The organism is Pedobacter sp. PACM 27299 (genome assembly GCF_001412655.1).
Classification (GTDB): domain Bacteria; phylum Bacteroidota; class Bacteroidia; order Sphingobacteriales; family Sphingobacteriaceae; genus Pedobacter.
The window spans coordinates 43512-63239 of the sequence record NZ_CP012996.1 but is presented as its reverse complement, the minus strand read 5'-3'; the positions used below and the strand labels follow the sequence as shown (position 1 = coordinate 63239).

1 protein-coding gene is annotated in these 19728 nt (G+C 44.9%); it reads left to right on the top strand.

Annotation, left to right across the window (positions count from 1 at the left end; translation table 11 throughout):
* Positions 1–2 precede the first annotated feature (2 nt).
* Positions 3–19727: a choice-of-anchor Q domain-containing protein gene (locus tag AQ505_RS00155; RefSeq protein WP_157262155.1), complete on the top strand. Its 19725-nt coding sequence runs from the start codon at positions 3–5 to the stop codon at positions 19725–19727.
* The last annotated feature ends 1 nt before the right edge of the window (position 19728 follow it).

The following is a 19728-nucleotide window of genomic DNA, read 5'->3' as shown; positions in this document are numbered from 1 at the left end:
ATGTGGTTTTCAGAGGAAACCAGGCAAATTATGGCGGGGCGATTTTTACTTCCGCAGCGAATGTTTCTATCAATAAAGCGGTGTTTGAAAACAACCTCGGCAATACTTATGCAGGGGCCATATTTAATAATTCCGCAGGAACCGGGTTCACGATTAGCAATGCCGAATTTATCAACAACAGATCAGACGCAAGCTCAGGCGCAATTTATAACGCGGGTTCAGCCACGATTACAGATGCTGTTTTCAGAGAAAATGCTGCGGTAACTTATGGGGGAGCGGTAAATAACGTAGGTACCATAGACTTGGACCGGGTATCCTTCCTTGGCAATACTGCCGTTCAAAGCGGTGCAGGTTTTTATGGAACGGTCACGAATAACATGAACAATGTGGTGTTTAGTCGTAATAAAGGAACAGGAACAGCTGCTACCGGTGGAGGGGTATACATTGGCAGCGGTACATTAAACATGAGCAATGCTACTTTCAGCAATAATACTGTCGCTTCGGTGGCTGCCAGTGCCGGAGCAGGATTATTCAGAGCTGCGGGTACTGTAAAAGTGTACAACAGTATTTTCTGGGGAAATGCCAAAGCGGCTGGAGTTGCTGATCAATTGAATGCAGGGATTACCATTGCGAATAGTACCGTGCAGGATGATTATGCAGCAGGAACGGCTATTTTAGTAGGAGACCCACTATTCTCAAATGCCGCAACCGACGACCTGAGTCTGAAAAACGGCTCATTGGCCATCGATAAAGGAAATAATGCTTATACCACGACTACAAAAGATATTGAAGGAAATCCACGTTTTTATAATACTACTGTTGATCAGGGAGCTTATGAAAATCAAGGCGGTGCTTCGTTAAAAATTACACCAGCCACTTTGCCGGTACTGGTCCGTGGTGAAGAGCAGAACATCCAGTTACAAGCCACTGGTGGCAGCGGGACTTATACCTGGAGCTTATTATCTGGAGATCTTCCTACAGGGCTTTTTATCTCTCCTGCAGGTAAAATCTATGGGCGTGCAATGGTTTCCGTGATTGGTGGATATACTTTTGCAGTAGCTGCTTCAGATGGCAATTTGATTGGATCTAAACAATATACAATAGAGGTACAGCAGGCGCCAGCACGTTTATACGTACGTGAAGCCGCAACAGGAACAAAGACCGGAAATAGCTGGATCCATGCAATTACAGATCTACAGGTTGCCCTGGCACAAGCCGGAGCAGGTGACGAGATCTGGGTGGCCAAAGGGAATTACTCCCCGGGACCAGACTTGACTTCTACATTTACCCTTAAGGAAGGCGTTAAAATGTATGGTGGCTTCGCTGGAACTGAGGATGCCTTGACACAGCGTGTAGCAGATGCAAATGGGTTATACGGAACTCATGAATCCATCCTGAATGGAAATGGAAAAAGTTATCACGTCATCAATAACGCGGTGGCCTTAACCGCGGCGACGGTCATAGATGGATTCAGCATCATCGGAGGAAGAACAGCCATCAATAGCTCCGGTCCGGCTTATTATGGAGGGGGAATTTACAACAATGCAGGAACGGCCGTGTTCAGAAACCTGTGGATTAAAAATAACAATGCCTACCATTATGGAGGGGGTATTTTTAACAATGGCCCATCCACATTTGAAAACATCAGGATGGAAAAAAACATCGTGTCTGGTGGTAACGCTCAGGGGGGTGGATTTTACAACCAGAATGCCCTGGCAAGTTTTAGAAAGCTGACTTTCATCGAGAATGAGGCAATTATTGGCGGAGGGATGTACAATTACTCTCCAGAGGTAAAACTGGAAGATGTTCAGTTTTTACGCAATAAAGCAACTACCGGAGGTGGTGCTGGTTTATACCATAGAACAGGCTTGTTAACCATTAGGAAAGGGGATTTCCAAAATAATAGTTCCTTAACAACTGGTGGGGGAATCTTGAATAATGGCGTAATTGATGCAGAAGATTTAACCTTTAAAGGCAATACTGCCAATACTTTAGGAGCCGGGGTACATACCACCACAAATTTTACCTTAAATCGAGGTTCCTTTATTGCCAATATCGGGGTACAGCATGGTGCCGGACTTTACAATACCGGTATTGTCAGGTTAGACAATGTCATCTTCAGCAGAAATTCAATCACCGGGGTAAGTACCAGTGGATATGGTGCCGGAATGTACCATGCCTCAGGAACATCTACGCTTTCCAACATTACTTTCAGCAACAATACCACCGCTTATGTTCATGTCACAACAGCTACCGGAGCAGCTTTTTTCAAGACCGCATCGGGAACAGCTGCAATCTATAATAGTATTTTATGGGGCAATAAACGCGGGGGGAATGTAGCTGATCAGTTAACTGGTACCGCTTTAACCATCGCTAACTCCATCGTAGAAGGTGGTTATGCTGCGGGAACCAATATCTCCATAGGAAACCCATTATTTACAGATGCCGCAAATGATAACCTCCGGGTGAAAGCCGGATCAGCGGCCATAGATGCTGGTGATAATGCCGCAACAGGAACTTCAAGGGATCTGGATATCAATGAAAGGGTGGTCAATGGGCAGGTAGATATGGGTGCTTATGAAAACCAGGGCGGAGCAAGTCTGAGTATTTTGCCAGCAACACTTAGCCCAATAAACAGAGGTACCATTCTAAACCAGCAATTCACTGCAACAGGAGGCGAAGGAAAATTAACCTGGACAGTGTCCTCGGGAGCATTGCCTCAGGGACTTTCCCTAAGTACCGGAGGATGGTTAACGGGCAGACCGATGTTTGCAGGCAGTTACACCTTTGTTCTTTCGGTAACCGATGGTCAGTTTCTCGGTAGTAAACAATATACGTATATCGTTAATGCAGCCAGTACGCACCTGTTTACGGATGAAAAGGCAACCGGAAAAAAAGATGGCAGTGACTGGGTAAATGCTTATTCAGATTTACAGCTAGCCATTACTCAAGCCATTGCGGGCGACCAGATTTGGGTAGCTAAAGGAAGCTACAGTCCTGGATTACTCGCCACTTCTACTTTCAATTTAAAGGAGGGTGTGAAAATTTACGGAGGCTTTGCCGGAACAGAAGTAAGCTTGGAAAACAGGAAAATATCAGAGCTGCATACCAGTCATAAAACGATCCTGGATGGTAGTCAGGGAGTAGCCAGTTACCATGTGGTTTCCAATACTATCGCGGTCAGTAATGCCACGCTATTAGATGGATTTACCATTAGCGGAGGAAAAACATTAATGAGCAACAGCAGTTCCCTGGGCGTAAATAATTATGGTGCGGGGATCTTTAACAGTCTAGGAAATCCAGTGTTCAACAACCTGATCATTACCGGTAATAATGCTGTTTACGGAGGAGGAATGATGGTTACTGGAGGTGCGGTTACGCTCACCAATACTCAATTTATCGGCAATACCACCACCGGCACTTATGGTAGGGCAGCGGGATTATATCTTGGTAACGCTACGGCAAATCTGGACAGTGTTTCTTTTGAAAACAATGTGGTGACTGCAGGAACTGGTACCTATGCTGGTGCCCTGATCAACTATGGTATTTTAAATATGAGCAATACGATATTTAAAAACAACAGGGTGGAAGGAACGACTTATGCACAGGGTGGTGCCTATTACCATGCCTCAGGAGCGACTTCTAAGATCTCTAAAACCTCATTTATAGAAAATACAGCCTTAACAGGTGGAGCCCTATATTCGGCCGCAGGAGTGCTGGAGTTGACTGATGTGAACTTTATCAGAAACACTGCCACTGGAGCGGGCGGCGCATTATACAGCAGCAGCGTGAATGCCGTATTGGATCGCGTTTCATTTATTGCCAACGAATCTGTGCAGCATGGCGGTGCATTTTACCTTGCAGGAGCAACCAAATTAGACAATGTGATCTTTAGCAGGAATAAGGTAACGTCTACCGGGGCCTTTTATGGAGGAGCCATCTATGCCGCTGCAAATGCCAGTTTAATCAATGTCACTTTTAGTGGTAACAGCATTGCCAGAGCTTCGGCAGGTGGTGGTGCTTTATACCGCACCAGCGGAGCTGTTACCATTTACAACAGTATTTTTTGGGGAAATACTTATGGAGCAAACCTTCCAGATCAGATTGCTGGAGTCGTAACCATCGATCAGAGTATTGTTCAAGGCAGTTATTCTGGCGGTACAAACATCGTGATCGGCGATCCTTTATTTGTCAATCCAGCAGCGGATAATCTTCGCCTGAAAGGAGGATCTCCAGCCATAGATATGGGAAACAATGCGAAGATCTCTACCGTAAAAGATCTGGATGGAAATCCCCGTTTAATCAACGAAACGGTAGATATGGGGGCCTATGAAAATCAAGGGACGGCCAGTTTGATCATTGCGCCATTGAGCTTATCGGCTTATAGCCGCGGCGACATATTGGAAGTGCCATTAACGGTAACGGGTTCTACAAATGCCTTGACCTGGAAAGTGACTTCAGGAACCTTACCATCCGGAATTTTGCTTAAACCAAATGGTGCGCTTTCCGGCAGACCAATGGTTGCCGGAACCTATATTTTTGTGATCGGTGTAACCGACGGAGAATTGGTGGGCAGTAAGCAATACACTTTATTGGTGAATCCTGCAGCTGCAGTTTTATATGCCAATGCCGCCGCTGCATCCGGTAATAATGATGGCAGCAGCTGGGAACATGGATTCACAGATTTAAAGAATGCCTGGAACAAATCCATTACCGGAGATCAGATCTGGGTGGCGAAAGGAAATTACAGCCCAGGGCCATTGGCCACCGACTGGTTTACCATGAAAGAAGGCGTAAAAGTTTACGGCGGTTTTGCCGGAACAGAAAAAACCATTCAGGAACGAGCAGCCAATACCATCCACACCGATAATCAGAGTACTTTAGATGGAAGCAAAGGAGTGGCCAGCAGACACGTAATATTTAACAACCTCGCTTTAACTACCGCCACCGTCCTGGATGGATTTACGGTTAGCGGCGGACAAACTTTAGCAGGAGGAGATACCGACAACCATCGTGGTGGTGGTATCTACAATTATGCCACTGTAAAAGCAATATTCAATAACCTTCAAATTATAAACAATAAAGCGGATAGAGGAGCAGGGATCTACAATCAGGGACCTGCAGTATTTACCGGAATCCTTTTCCAGGACAACGAAGCCAGTGCTTATGGTGGAGGTATGTATAATTTAAACGCTTCCATCACTTTAGTCAATGCGACTTTTAAAGGTAATACCGCCAAGCTTTACGCAGGAGGATTTGCACATAATGGAGGATTGATCAATGTATTCAACAGCTCATTTATGAATAACAGTGCGGGTCAGCAGGCAGGGGGAATGTACCATGTGTCTGGAACTGCTACCCTGGAAAATGTGGTATTCAGCAGAAATGCGGTGACTACAGCAGGGGCTTATTATGGCGGAGGTTTGTTTGTTGCCGCAGCAGCAACACTAAACAACGTTACCTTCAGCGGCAACCGGATTGCCTTTACTCATGCCACTACAATGGGCGGTGCAGGATTGTATCGCAGTGCGGGCGTCATCAATGTCAACAACAGTGTTTTCTGGGGAAATAAACGAGGTAATGACCTCCCAGATCAGCTCAATGCTGGCATCGTAGTGTATCATTCACTGGTGCAGGGCGGCTATGCTGCCGGAACAAATGTGCTGATTGGCGATCCTTTATTCCAGCAGGCAGAGGCCGATAACCTTCAGTTAAAAGGTGGATCTCCAGGAATAGACGCCGGAGACAATGCCAAAAATACCAGTACGACAGACCTATCAGGTAATGCAAGGGTGGTGAATGATCAGATCGATCTTGGTGCCTATGAAAACCAAGGTGGATCAGGGCTGAAAATTTTGCCAGCAAGCTTTAACCCGTTCCTAAGGGGAATAAATCCAAAGATTCAAATGACCGCAACAGGTGGTTCAGGAAACTATACCTGGATTGTTCAATCGGGAAGCTTACCAGTCGGACTGACGTTAACACCTGAAGGCTTAATCACCGGAGTACCCACCTTAATTGGCAGTTATACTTTTGTGGCTGCGGCAACGGATGGTCAGCTGATCGGCAGCAAGCAATACACAGTCAGCGTAACCGGTGGCCCTGTACGATTATTTGTGCATGAAGCCGCGACCGGAGGAAACAATGGAAGTAACTGGGCAAATGCCTTTACAGATCTGCAGCCAGCCCTCGCTCAAACATCAGCAGGTGATGAAATATGGGTGGCTAAAGGAAGTTACAGTGCCGGTCCGACGGCCAGTTCTTACTTCATCTTAAAAGAAGGGGTAAAGATTTATGGTGGTTTTGCAGGAACAGAAAGCTTGCTTGCAGAGCGGGACAGTACCGCTATGCGCAACGCAAATGAAACCATTCTTGAGGGGAACAAAGGTACCGCAAGTTACCACGTGGTGTACAATACGGCGGCCTTAACGGAGGCGACCATATTGGAGGGTTTCAGTATCCAGGGAGGAAGAGCGGCCACAACTTATTCTTCTTCTTCCAATGCCAATTATTATGGTGGCGGGATTTACAATACGGCAGGATCAGCAGTCTTCCGCAACCTTTGGATTAAAAATAATATCGCTACCTATGGGGCAGGTTTGTTTCATCAGGGAACTGCAAGTTATACCAATATTACTTTCAGCAATAACGAAGCAAAAGGGGCTTATGCCAGAGGATCTGCCGTTTATAACGGTGCTGGTTTTAAACTGCAGAAAGGCGTTTTTGACAATAATAAGATCACAGAATCGACCAGTTATACCGGATACGGAGCGGGTATTTTTAACGTTGGCGCGTTAGAATTAAATGAGGTTAAATTCTTAAATAATACGATTAACAGCGGACAGGGAGGAGCAATTTACTCCGGCTCTGGTGCAGCGGTGAAAATTAAAGAAGTTGAATTTATCGGAAATAAAGCAAGTTCTGGTGCTGCTTTATTCTTTGCCAACGGTATTTCTGATCTTAGTCAGGTCATTTTTAAAGACAACGCTTCCACAACTACAGCTGGAGCGATTTATTCCGCAGGAACGATGGTGTTAAACCGCATCAGCTTTACAGGAAACACCTCGGTTCAGCATGGAGCTGCGATCTGGAGCAGCGGAACTTTAAAAATAGACAATACCATTTTCAGCAGGAATAAAATCTATTCTACGGCTGCGTACTATGGAGGAGCTATTTATGTGGGTTCTGGAACCACAAACATCAATAATGTGAGTTTCAGCGGCAACAGTATTGGCTATGTCAATGCAAGCGCCACCCTAAGTTACGGAGGCGCGTTGTTCCGCAGCTCTGGAACAGTAAACGTTCACAATAGTATCTTTTGGAACAACAAACGAGGCAATAATGTAGCCGATCAATTGAATGCAGGAATCATTATCGGCAACGCGATTGTCCAGAATGGCTATACTGCCGGAACCGACATTAAAATCGGAGATCCGATGTTTGAAGAGCCATTGACAGATAACCTAAGACTCAAAGGAGGTTCATTAGCCATCAATGTGGGAGACAACAACTGGCAAACTTTCGACAAAGATCTCGCAGGAAATCCACGACTGGTCAATGAAGTCGTAGATTTGGGAGCTTATGAACATGATGGCGCCGGACAACTGCTCATTAGCCCAGGGTTAATTCCAGACCTCAGCAGAGGTGCCTTCCTCGACCTTCAACTGACTTATACTGGAACTACATCCCCTGTTACCTGGAGCTTCCAGGGCGGAAAATTGCCCACAGGATTGGTATTCTTACCCGATGGAAAATTAAGAGGAACACCAACTTTAGTAGGGAGCTATACCTTCGTTATCGGTGCCGGAGACGGAACAATCGCAGGAAACAAACAATATACAGTGAACATAAAAGAAGGGCCAGTTCGCTTATTCGTACATCAAACGGCAACAGGAGATAATAACGGAAGCAATTGGCAGCATGCTTTTACAGATTTACAAGCGGCAATGGCACAAGTCAAAGCAGGTGATGAAATCTGGGTAGCTAAAGGAAGTTACAGTACCGGGATCACGGCCAGCTCTTTCTTCACTTTAAAAGAGGGAGTAAAGATTTATGGTGGTTTTGCAGGTACAGAAACGCTGATCACAGACAGGGTATCAAATGACATCGCTACTGTGAATGAAACGATCCTGGATGGAAGTAAGGGAGTGCCCAGCTACCATGTTGTTTACAATATTGCTGCCTTAACTTCGGCCACAATATTAGATGGTTTCAGTATTCAGGGGGGAGCTGCAGCAACGACTTATTCTTCTTCCTCTAATGCCAATTATTATGGCGGTGGAATCTACAATACCGCTGGAACGGCAATCTTTAGAAACCTATGGATTAAAAATAATATCGCTACTTATGGTGCTGGCTTATACCATAGTGGTGATGCGGAATATACCAACATCAGGTTTACAAATAACATCGCTAAAGGCTCCTATGCACGCGGTGCCGCGGTCTACAATACCAGGGGTTTCGCCTTAACGAAAGGACTTTTTGAAGGCAATAGCATCATAGAATCCGCCAGTTATACCGGTTATGGAGCCGCGATTTTTAATACAGGTTTACTGGAACTGGAAGATGTGAAATTCCTAAACAATACACTTGCCAATGGACAAGGAGGCGCGATTTATAGCAATTCTGGTGCGGGAATAAAGATCAGCAGAGCCGAGTTTACAGGGAATAAAGCAAGCACAGGCGGCGCACTTTTTATTGCCAATGGCTTCCCGGAAATTACAGATGCCATCTTCAAAGGAAACAGTGCTATCGGGACAGGAGGAGCAATGTATGTTGCCGGAACCCCAGTGCTAAACCGCGTTTCTTTTATTGAAAACACCTCCGGACAGCATGGAGCCGCCATCTGGAGCACTGGAAGTATCAGAATCGACAACAGTATATTTAGTCGAAATAAGGTGACTTCAACAGCTGCTTATTACGGTGGGGCAATGTTTGTCAATTCCGGAGAAGCGTTGATCAATAATGTCACTTTCAGTAACAACAGTATCAATTACATCAATTCAAGTGCTACCGTAAATTACGGTGGGGCATTGTTCCGCAACTCGGGAACAGTAACGCTACATAATAGCATCCTATGGGGTAATAAACGGGGTAATAATGTAATGGATCAACTCAATGCAGGCATCATCGCCGGCAGTACTTTAATCCAGAATAACTATTTAACCGGGGAAGACATTAAGTTTGGAGATCCGATGTTTGAAGATGCCGCAGCCGACAATCTGAGGCTAAAAGGTGGATCTCTGGCGATTGATGCCGGAAAAAATAGCTGGCAGGCATTTGATAAAGACCTTGATGGAAAACCGCGTTTGGTCAATGATCTGATAGACCTGGGGGCTTATGAAAACGAAGGCGGACAAAGTCTGATGTTGAATCCAGTAACTATTGCTCCTTTGAAAAGAGGTGCTTATGCAGCCATACAGTTCACCACAACGGGAACAACTTTACCGGTTACCTGGTTGCTGCAAGGGGGTAAATTGCCTACCGGATTGATCTTTCTACCGGAGGGGAAACTACAAGGTACACCAACAGTAGTGGGCAGTTATACTTTTGTAATCGGCGCTACCGATGGGACGATGAGCGGAAACAGACAGTATACGGTCAACATTTTAAATGGTTCAGGAAAACTGTTTGTACGTCAGACCGCAGCAGGAGAAAATAACGGCAGCGACTGGGCGAATGCCTTTACAGACTTACAGCCGGCATTGGCGCAAACCTCCGCAGGAGATACGGTTTGGGTGGCCAAAGGAACTTATAGCCCGGGTTTACTGAACACTTCTTTCTTCACTCTAAAAGAGGGAGTGAAGATTTATGGAGGTTTCGCCGGAACAGAAATTTTATTGGCAGATAGGGACAGTGCCGCTGTTCGTGGATTGAACGAAACCATCCTTGATGGCAGTCAGGGGAAGTCGAGTTTCCATGTGGTTTATAACGTCGCCGCCTTAACAAATGCAACGGTATTGGATGGGTTTTCTATCCAGGGTGGAAATGCCGGAACTAGTTACAACAGCTATTATTACAATGGCAATTATTATGGCGCAGGGCTTTACAATTCAGCCGGAGCTGCAGTCTTTAATCACCTTTGGATAAAGAATAATATCGCCAGTTATGGGGGTGGACTTTACCATAGTGGAAATGCAACTTACAGCAATATCATTTTCAGTAATAACCGCACAACCGGGCAATATGCCAGAGGTTCGGCGGTATATAATGCCGGTGGATTTAAGCTCAAAGGAGGTGTTTTTGAAAATAATAAGATCATTGAATCTGCCAGTTATCCGGGTTATGGATCTGCCCTGTTCAATGCAGGGCTGGGAGAACTGATCGATGTCCGATTCGACAATAACACGATCACCAACGGACAGGGAGGCGCGATCTACAGCAATTCCGGAGCAGTTTTAACCATTACCAATGCCAGTTTTACCGCCAATAAAGCCACCACAGGGGGCGCTGTCTTTATCGCCAATGGTGCACCGGTATTTACCAATGTGTCCTTTAAAAATAATAGTGCCGCAGGAAGTGGAGGGGCAATTTATGCCAGCGGAACATTAAGCTTAAACAGAACTTCATTTACCAATAATGCCGCTGTATTACATGGTGGAGCAATCTGGTCTAACAGTACATTTAAACTTGACAATAGTACGTTTAGCAGGAATAGTGTGACCTCAACCGCAGGGAATTATGGCGGTGCCATTTTTATCTATTCCGGAACAGCAACGCTCACTAACAACACTTTTAGCAACAACAGCATCAATTATTTCAAGGCAGGAACCGTAAATTATGGTGGGGCCATTTTTAGAAATGCCGGAACGGTAACGTTGAATAATAGTGTGCTTTGGGGAAATACCAGAGGCTCAGCAACGCCAGATCAGCTGAACTTGAATGTTAAGGTCACCAACTCCCTGATTCAGGGAGGTTATGCTGCGGGTGCAAATATCATTGATGCCGAACCGATGTATGTAAACGCAGCGGCAGATGATTTAAGCCTTACCGGATGTTCGCCAGCAGTCAATACAGGAGAGAATACACTTGTACTTGCAGGTGGAAAAGACCTGCCTGGATCGGAAAGGATCAAGTCTGAATGGGTAGATATGGGTGCTTTAGAATACCAGCAAGAGGTAATTGAGGTGAGACCTGCGACAATGCCACAAGGAAATCGCGGAGAAGGTATCAGTGTTCAGTTACAAGGAATTACCGGATCTGGTACTACTGGAGGAACAGGAAACTATACCTATCAGGTGATTTCCGGAAAGCTTCCTGATGGACTTTCGATGACACCTGCAGGTTTGATCAGCGGTAATCCAATCGTGATCGGCAAATATACTTTTGTTGTCAAAGCGACCGATGGCAACTTATGTGGACACCGGATGTACAACATGGAAATTGTAGCAGGAAGTGGAGTAGTTCGCATCCTGGTGAACCAGGCCGCAATTGGTGGACAAGACAATGGGAGTACCTGGAACAATGCTTACCTCGACTTACAAAATGCACTGAAAGTATCGATTGCCGGAGATGAAATATGGGTAGCGAAAGGAACTTATAGTCCGGGGCCGCTCATCACTTCTACCTTCCAGTTGAAAGAAGGGGTTAAAATATACGGTGGTTTTGCTGCCACGGAAAGCCTGCTTTCAGAAAGAGATACCTTAAACACTAGAATACTTAACCAAACAATTTTAGACGGTAAAAACATCAACAGACACGTGGTCTTCAATAACAAAGTACTAACGAAGGCAACGGTGCTGGATGGTTTCACGATTACTGGTGGCCGTACGGTAGTTGGGGGAAGCTCCGGAGAACCTTATATCGGTGCAGGTATTTATAATGTTCAGGGCGCCATGATCTTTAAAGACCTCTGGATTAAAAATAACAACTCCAGCAGTTATGGAGCGGGGATGTATAATACTGCAGCAGCGGTATTCAGCAAGATCACTTTTGAAAACAATACGATCAGTCCTAGTTCCTATGCTTATGGCGGTGGATTGTACAATTCAGGAGCCGCTGTGATGAACCATATCGAGTTCATCGGGAATACGGCAAATAGCGGTGGAGGATTGTTTCATGCTACGGCTGCATTGGTGTTGAATGATGTGTTGTTTAAAGAGAATAAAGCCGTATTAACAGGTGGTGGGTTTTACGCTTACAATGGAAAAATCACCCTGGATCGCGCAAGATTTACGGGCAATAATTCGGTACAGCATGGAGCCGGTTTATACCAGTATTCAGCTGTTTTAACCTTAAACAATGCAGCATTCAGCAGGAATAAAGTGACGGGGAATGCTGCTTATTTCGGTGGTGGCTTGTATCAGTACACCTCTACTTCCAATCTGAATAACGTGACTTTTAGCAACAATAGCATCGCTTATGTGAATGCTGCAGTAACCAAATATGGGGGAGGGATTTATCGCAATGCAGGAACGTTAAATCTGCAGAACAGCATTCTTTGGGGCAATACACGCGGCAATAATGTGGCCGATGAGCTAAACCTGAATGTTAAAGTGAGTAATGCCTTGATTCGGGGCGGATACCTGGCCGGAAAAACAGTGATTGACGCAAATCCGATGTTTAATCTTGCCGATCCCGACGACCTTTCCTTATCGGATTGTTCGCCTGCGATCAATATGGGAGACAATGTATTTGCTGCGGGATTAACAAAAGACATGAATGGTAAAACCAGGATCATGGCAGATGCGGTAGACCTGGGTGCTTATGAAAACCAGCAAAGCAGAATTATGGTCGGCCCGGCGGCATTGCCGGAAGGGATCCGCGGACAACGTTATACACAGCAGATCATTGCTAGCGGTGGCAGCGGTACTTACACTTACGCCATCAGTTACGGCAAATTGCCAGATGGATTGTTGATGAACAAATCTGGTCAGATTACTGGCCGCCCGATCAATAGTGGGACTTATACGTTTAATGTCACCGCAAACGATGGGACACTTTGTGGAAACCGACTATATACTGTAGATGTCAGACCAGGAATCGGTGGGGTGCGAATTTATGTGAATCAGGCCGCCACAGGAATGGACAATGGTGCCGATTGGACCAATGGTTTCCTTGACCTCCAAAAAGGACTCAGCTCTGCCCTTGCCGGAGATACGGTATGGGTAGCAAAAGGGAAATATATTCCAGGATTGAAAGTCACCGACTACTATACCCTCAAAGAAAATGTGAAACTATTTGGTGGTTTTGCAGGAACAGAAAATGAGTTTTCAGAACGGGATCCGGAAACAATTTCGACTACAAATGAGACGATTTTAAGCGGAGAAAAAAGAAGTTATCATGTCCTTTATAACCGTGTTGCGCTAACAAATGCAACAATAGTAGATGGATTCAGTATTGTTGGCGGAAAGACAGCAACAGGTTCTAATTCCAGCAATGAAGCGTATTATGGAGCGGGTATTTACAATGCTTTAGGAAAGATCATCTTTAGGAACCTATGGATTAAAGACAACGTCGCTTATAATTATGGCGGTGGTGTTTTCAATAGCGGTGCTGCGGAATTCAGCAACATCACCCTGGAAAATAATACAGTTGGGCCGGGTGGCTATGCCTATGGCGGAGGGATGTACAACTCGGCAGTAATCAGTTTAAAGGATGTTAAATTTATCGGAAACAAAGGAAGTTATGGTGCAGGATTATATAACATTACTTCGGCAATTACCATGGATAAGGTGTCTTTTAAAGACAATGCGGCCACCATTTATGGAGGTGCCTTGTACAATGCCAGCAATGGAAAACCAACCATTAATAATGCGAAATTTATTGGAAATACTGCGGTACAGCACGGTGGAGCAATCTATCAGACTTCGGGAACACTAAATATCAATAACGCAGTATTCAGCAGAAACAGGGTAATTAGTACCGGTGGATATTATGGTGGTGCATTGTACCATTATAATGGAATCACGAACCTGGTGAACACCTCGATTGCGAACAACAGCATCGCTTATGCGAATACTTCTGCCGCCAATCAATATGGTGGAGGGGTATACCGTTATACGGGAACGCTGAACATTTACAATACGATTCTATGGGGTAATAAACGTGGCAACAAAGTAGCCGATCAGCTCAATACAGGTATCTTCGTGGCCAACAGTACCATCGAAAATGGCTATAAAACAGGCACATTGATCTTAAATAAAGACCCTCAGTTTAACAATCCTGAAGGGGATGAATTGTCACTTTCGCCATGTTCACCTTCCATCAATATGGGAGATAACAGTAAAATCAACGGGATCACTCAGGATCTTGCCGGTGCACCAAGGGTTCAGCACAATACTGTAGATATCGGGGCTTATGAATTCCAGGGATTATACCTGGAAAATGCAGAGCAGCAGCTTCCGGAAGCAGATCAATGGAGTTCATACGGCCACCAGATCGCCCTGGCTACTGCAGGAAATTATACGTTTACCTTAGCACAAGGGCTGTTGCCCGATGGAATGACGCTCAGCCCTGCAGGACTGATCTCCGGGGAAGCAACCGAAGCCGGTGAGTATGAATTTATCCTTTCCGTTGCCGGAGATAAGGTATGTGGCTCTCTGAAAATCAAAATGAAGGTGAACACCAGGGAACCTTATATTATTGAGGTACTGAAACCCTACCCAATCCCGGTCAAAATTGATACCGGCACACCTTTCGATCAGTTACATCTGGTACCTCAGGTAGAGGTGGTGATGAGTGATAAGAGCAAGGTGAAGTTCCCGGTAACCTGGCTGCCGGGTGATTATAATGGAAATGCGGAAGGGCTTTATACCTTGATCGGGAACATTACAGTACCTAAGCCGGAGATGAACCGGAACCACCTGACCGCTACCGCGAAGGTAGTAGTAATAGATCCGGTTTTCCCTTACATTATTGCACTGGAAGAATTACCTCCGGTATATGTTTTATCAGGAACACCATTCTCAGAAGTCCTGCCATTCTTGCCAAAACAAGTGAGGGTAACTTACGATGACCGTGTGACGACAGATATGTTAACACTCATCTGGAAACCGGGTGCTTATGACTTAAAATCGGGCGTTTACCGATTGTATGCAGATTTGGTATTGAAAGAAGAACATGCCAATCCTGCAGAATTTGAGGCCAGCGTAGATGTTTATGCCCAGCAAAATATCATTGAAATAGAACCTCTAGCAGACATCACAGTACCCCTAAATACACCGGCCGCAAACCTGCCATTACAGTCTTCGATCCGGGTAACTTACCATGATCAGACTACAGGTTTCCTTAGCGTGATCTGGAATAAAGCTACTTATATTCCAAATAAAGGTGGGGAGTATGATTTGAAAGGTGATTTACAGCTGAAACCATTGACCTCCAACAGTAAGCGCCTGTCCGCAAATCAGCAAGTCATCATCCGGAAAAACATCATTTCTGTGCTTCCGGTGGCGGGAGTAAGCACGCCTTATGCAACCGCATTCGATGATGTGGTGGAATTGCCGCAAACGATCAAAGCAAGGTTTGATGACGGCACTACAGACACAGTAGGTGTAGAATGGAAACCTGGAAAATATAATCCTCTGGTTTCCGCCGACTATAACTTATTAGGGAAATTACTGCACAATGAGCGCATTGACAACGCCGGAAATCTGGAAGCAAAAATTGTTTTAACGGTACTTCCGAAGCCTAAAAACATTGTGTCTATTGCATATCCGGATTCTGTATATGTCGCTTTCGGTACAAAGTTGAATGCGATTGAAGCGTTAAAAGTAGCTATTCCTGTGACTTATGATGACCACAGTACCGGTAGTTTGAATATGACCTGGGATACAGAAGGTTACGATCCGCTGAAACCCGGGAATTATACCTTTGATGGAGATCCTATACTGATTCCTGGTGTAGCGAACAAAGATGTGCGCAGCACTTCAATCACGATTATCTTGGGGAAGAAGGAAGTGATTTCAGTAACGAATCCGGCTTTAATCAACGTGAAGTATGGCACAGAAACCGACGAAATCGGCTTGCCAGATGAGGTAAAAGTGACTTATAATGATCAATCGATTGGAACAGAAGGGGTGCTTTGGAGCTCTGCTACTTATAACCGTTTTCAGGAAGGAACATATACTTTTAAAGGCGAAATCGTGATCCACGACCAGATTGAAAATCCGAATTTACGATACGCAGAAGTGTTGGTTAACGTAGGGCCGAAACCATTAAAAGTATTAACCGCAGCAGCGGATTCAGTGGGTATTCCTTTTGGAACTACATTCACTGCTGCTAAATTATTGTTCCCTAAAAAAGCATTGGTCACTTATGATAATGGGACTTCCGGCAGCCTAAATGTAACCTGGATGGAGGGTGATTATCTGGCGGATGAGCCTGGTGCTTTTCCGCTGGTAGGGGAATTGGAAACACCTGAAGGGTTCATTAATCCGGATAGTGTAAAAGCCAGTTTAAAAGTCAATATCGGTAAGCGTATCATCAAGTCTTACCTTGCTCCTGATCCATTAACCGTGTTTTTTGGAACGGATGCCAATACCTTGATTTTACCAGATGCATTGATTGCCGAATTTGTAGATGGAGGTAGACAGGATCTTGGCGTAACCTGGAATTTAACAATGTATAATGGAAGCCTGGCGGCAAAATACAATGTTACTGGTGAGTTTATCCTGCCGGATGATATTGAAAATTCAAAAGGGATTATTCCTAAAATAGAAATCACAGTATTGCCAAGGGCTAAAGAAATTGTCTCGCTGAAAGCAGATACGATCGAAGTAGCTTATGGTACAAAACTCGAAACATTAGTGTTCCCCGCAACTCGCAATGCGAAATTAGACGATGGCACGAATCAGGAAATCTCCGTGATGAACCTGTCTTTTGAAAGTCTGGATTACGACGGAACAGCTGCTGGGACTTACCTGTTTGAAGGAGATTTGGTATTGCCGCAGGGCATACAGAATCCAGGCAATCTACCTGCGCAGGTATGGGTTAAAGTAGGTCGGAAAGCCATTCTGAAGATTGCCGCAGTTGCTCCTTTAACGGTTCCTTATGGTACTGCTTTTAACGCTTTAACTTTACCGGAATCGGTAAAAGTAACGTACAATGACCAATCGGAAGACTTATTGTCGGTGGATTGGGCCAAAGGAAATTACGATGAGAAAATAACAAACACTTATATATTACCAGGAACAATGGTCGTTCCTACGGAAATTGACAACCCTAATTCTTTACAGCCAACGATCAGTGTAACTGTCGCGGAGAAAATCAGAACCTTGGTTTCTATCGCTGCTGACACCATTCAGGTGGCTAACGGAACAGCTTTAAGTGCCCTGGGCTTACCAGCGAAAGTAACCGGATTATTTGATGATGGCGCTACCGAAATGCTGGGCATCAGCAGCTGGGAGAATACGGATTATAACCCATTGGAAACGGGGACTTATGGATTCATAACAAAGGTAATTATGCCGCTGAACACTGAAAACCCGGATGATGTAATGGCCTTAATGGAGGTTAAAGTAGCACCTCGCTTTGTGGTTGCTGTGGCAGCTGTACCAGATATGATCGTTCCTCACGGGACATCATTTACCAACCTGGCCTTGCCGCCTACGGTCAATGTGACTTATAATAATCAGCAGATAGAACCATTGTCGGTGTTATGGGATGCAGGAAACTTTGAGGGGAATATTGCTGGTAATTATTTGTTAAACGGTACATTATTGCCAGATAGTCCGGAAGAAAATAAAGACAATAAAACGGCAGCTATCAAGATCACAGTGCAGATTCCATTGCTGATGATCAATGCGGTGACGGTTACAACACCGGTTCATTTTCCTTTAGGAACAAGCAAAGCAACTGTGATGGCACAACTCGGTACTTCCTTGCCGGTAACTTATACAACCGGTGCGACAGGATTGGCAGGATTGACCTGGGAATCGGCAGATTTCATCGAAGATGAAGTAGGGACCTTTAACTTTACAGGGATTTTAGATCCTGCAGATGGAGCATCAAATCCTACAGATATCACGGCTAAAATACAGGTGATCATCGATCAGAAAAACATCATTTCGGTGGAAGAATCGAAAGCATTAGTGGATGTTTATGGCAAGTTATTCAGCGCATTGGAATTGCCATTAAGTGTCAGGGTGACTTATGATGATCAGAGTACCGAAGATTTACCGGTGTTATGGGAGGAAAGCGCTTATCAAAGTAATCTCCTGCAGCAGCAGACAATTAATGGTGAAGTACAACTCACTAATGATGTGAGAAATACCCTGGACCTGAAAGCGAAAATCAAGATTACCCTTCAAAAAGACATCGATTCTGTAGCGGTAATCGCGCCAATTACGGTCGCTTATGGGACACCATTCGCTGGACTTGGATTACCTGGCCGTGTTGAAGTGATTTATAATGATGGCTCAAAAGAAAATCTGATCGTGACCTGGGATGCGGTAAGCTATGCTGCTGCTCCAATTGGCGAATTGCTGATGATTGGCAACTTGACCCTATCTCCAAGTACCTTCAATACTACTTTACAGACAGCACAGGTGATGATCCGCATTCAGAAAGCGGCGCAGACCCTAAATTTTGCCGTAATTACAAACAAACAATATGGCGATAATCCTTTCCAGCTGAAGGCAACAGTGACGTCCGGATTGCCGATTACTTTTGAATTATTAGAAGGTCAGCTGGATATCACCGGGGATCTGGCTACGATTGAAGGCGCCGGTACAGTCTTAATCAAAGCGGTTCAGGCAGGAAATGCATTTTATGAAAAAGTAGAGGAGGAGCAAAGCTTCCTCATCAGCAAAGCTTTACTGACTGTTTATGGAGATACCTTGAAGCGTTTCTTCGGACATGAGAATCCATCATTTACTTATCAAATGAAAGGCTTCAAATATGGCGAAACGGAATTGAGTCTGAGAGCCGCAGCGAAATTAGAGGGAGAACCGCTAACGAATACAACAGTTGGAACTGCAAGTCCGACGGGAGTTTATCCGGTACTGTTCCTGGTAGGGGATTTAAAAGCAGCTAATTATGATTTTGCTTTTGTGAATGGTTCCCTGGAGATCTCCAGATTGTACCATACGATCACCTGGATAAGTAATGGCGGCAGCGCTATCGCTTCACAGGTGTTAGAAGATCAATCTACGATTACTGCTGCGGTCAGCACTAAAACAGGCAGTACTTTTTATGCCTGGTATAGTGACCAAAATATGGAAACTGTTTTTAATTTTGACCTCCCAATTACAGCAAGCGTTACGCTTTATGCCGATTGGAAGCTGAATCCATTACCGGCTTCCGGAGGGATCAGCATGAAGATGGTGGCAGATTATATGCTTGCCATTGGAGAGATCAGTGAGACAGAAAGAAAAGTTCCGTTCTCTCTATCATGGTTAAATGGCAAGAGTCATTTGGCAGATCAGGAGGCGCCGTTTAAACTGACAGAATGGTATGGTTATGCGCCATTTAAGAAGCCATTACTGAAAACAGTGCCGGTAACTGCTAAAAGTAGTACTGCTGTACTCAGCGGGCTGACTTTAATCACGGATGGTGAATCGGTAATTTCCGAATCAGGAATTTGCTGGAGTACGGTACCAAATCCAACATTGGCAGACGCGAAAGTGATTGCAGGAGCGGATTCTTCGGTGATCAATCTGGAAGGTTTAAGTACGGGAATTCCGTATTACCTGAAAGCTTATGCGATTAATAAATTGGGAGTAGCCTATGGAAATGAACTGGCCTTCCTGATTAAAGAAGATGGACAAATAGAAATTGTAAAGAAATAAA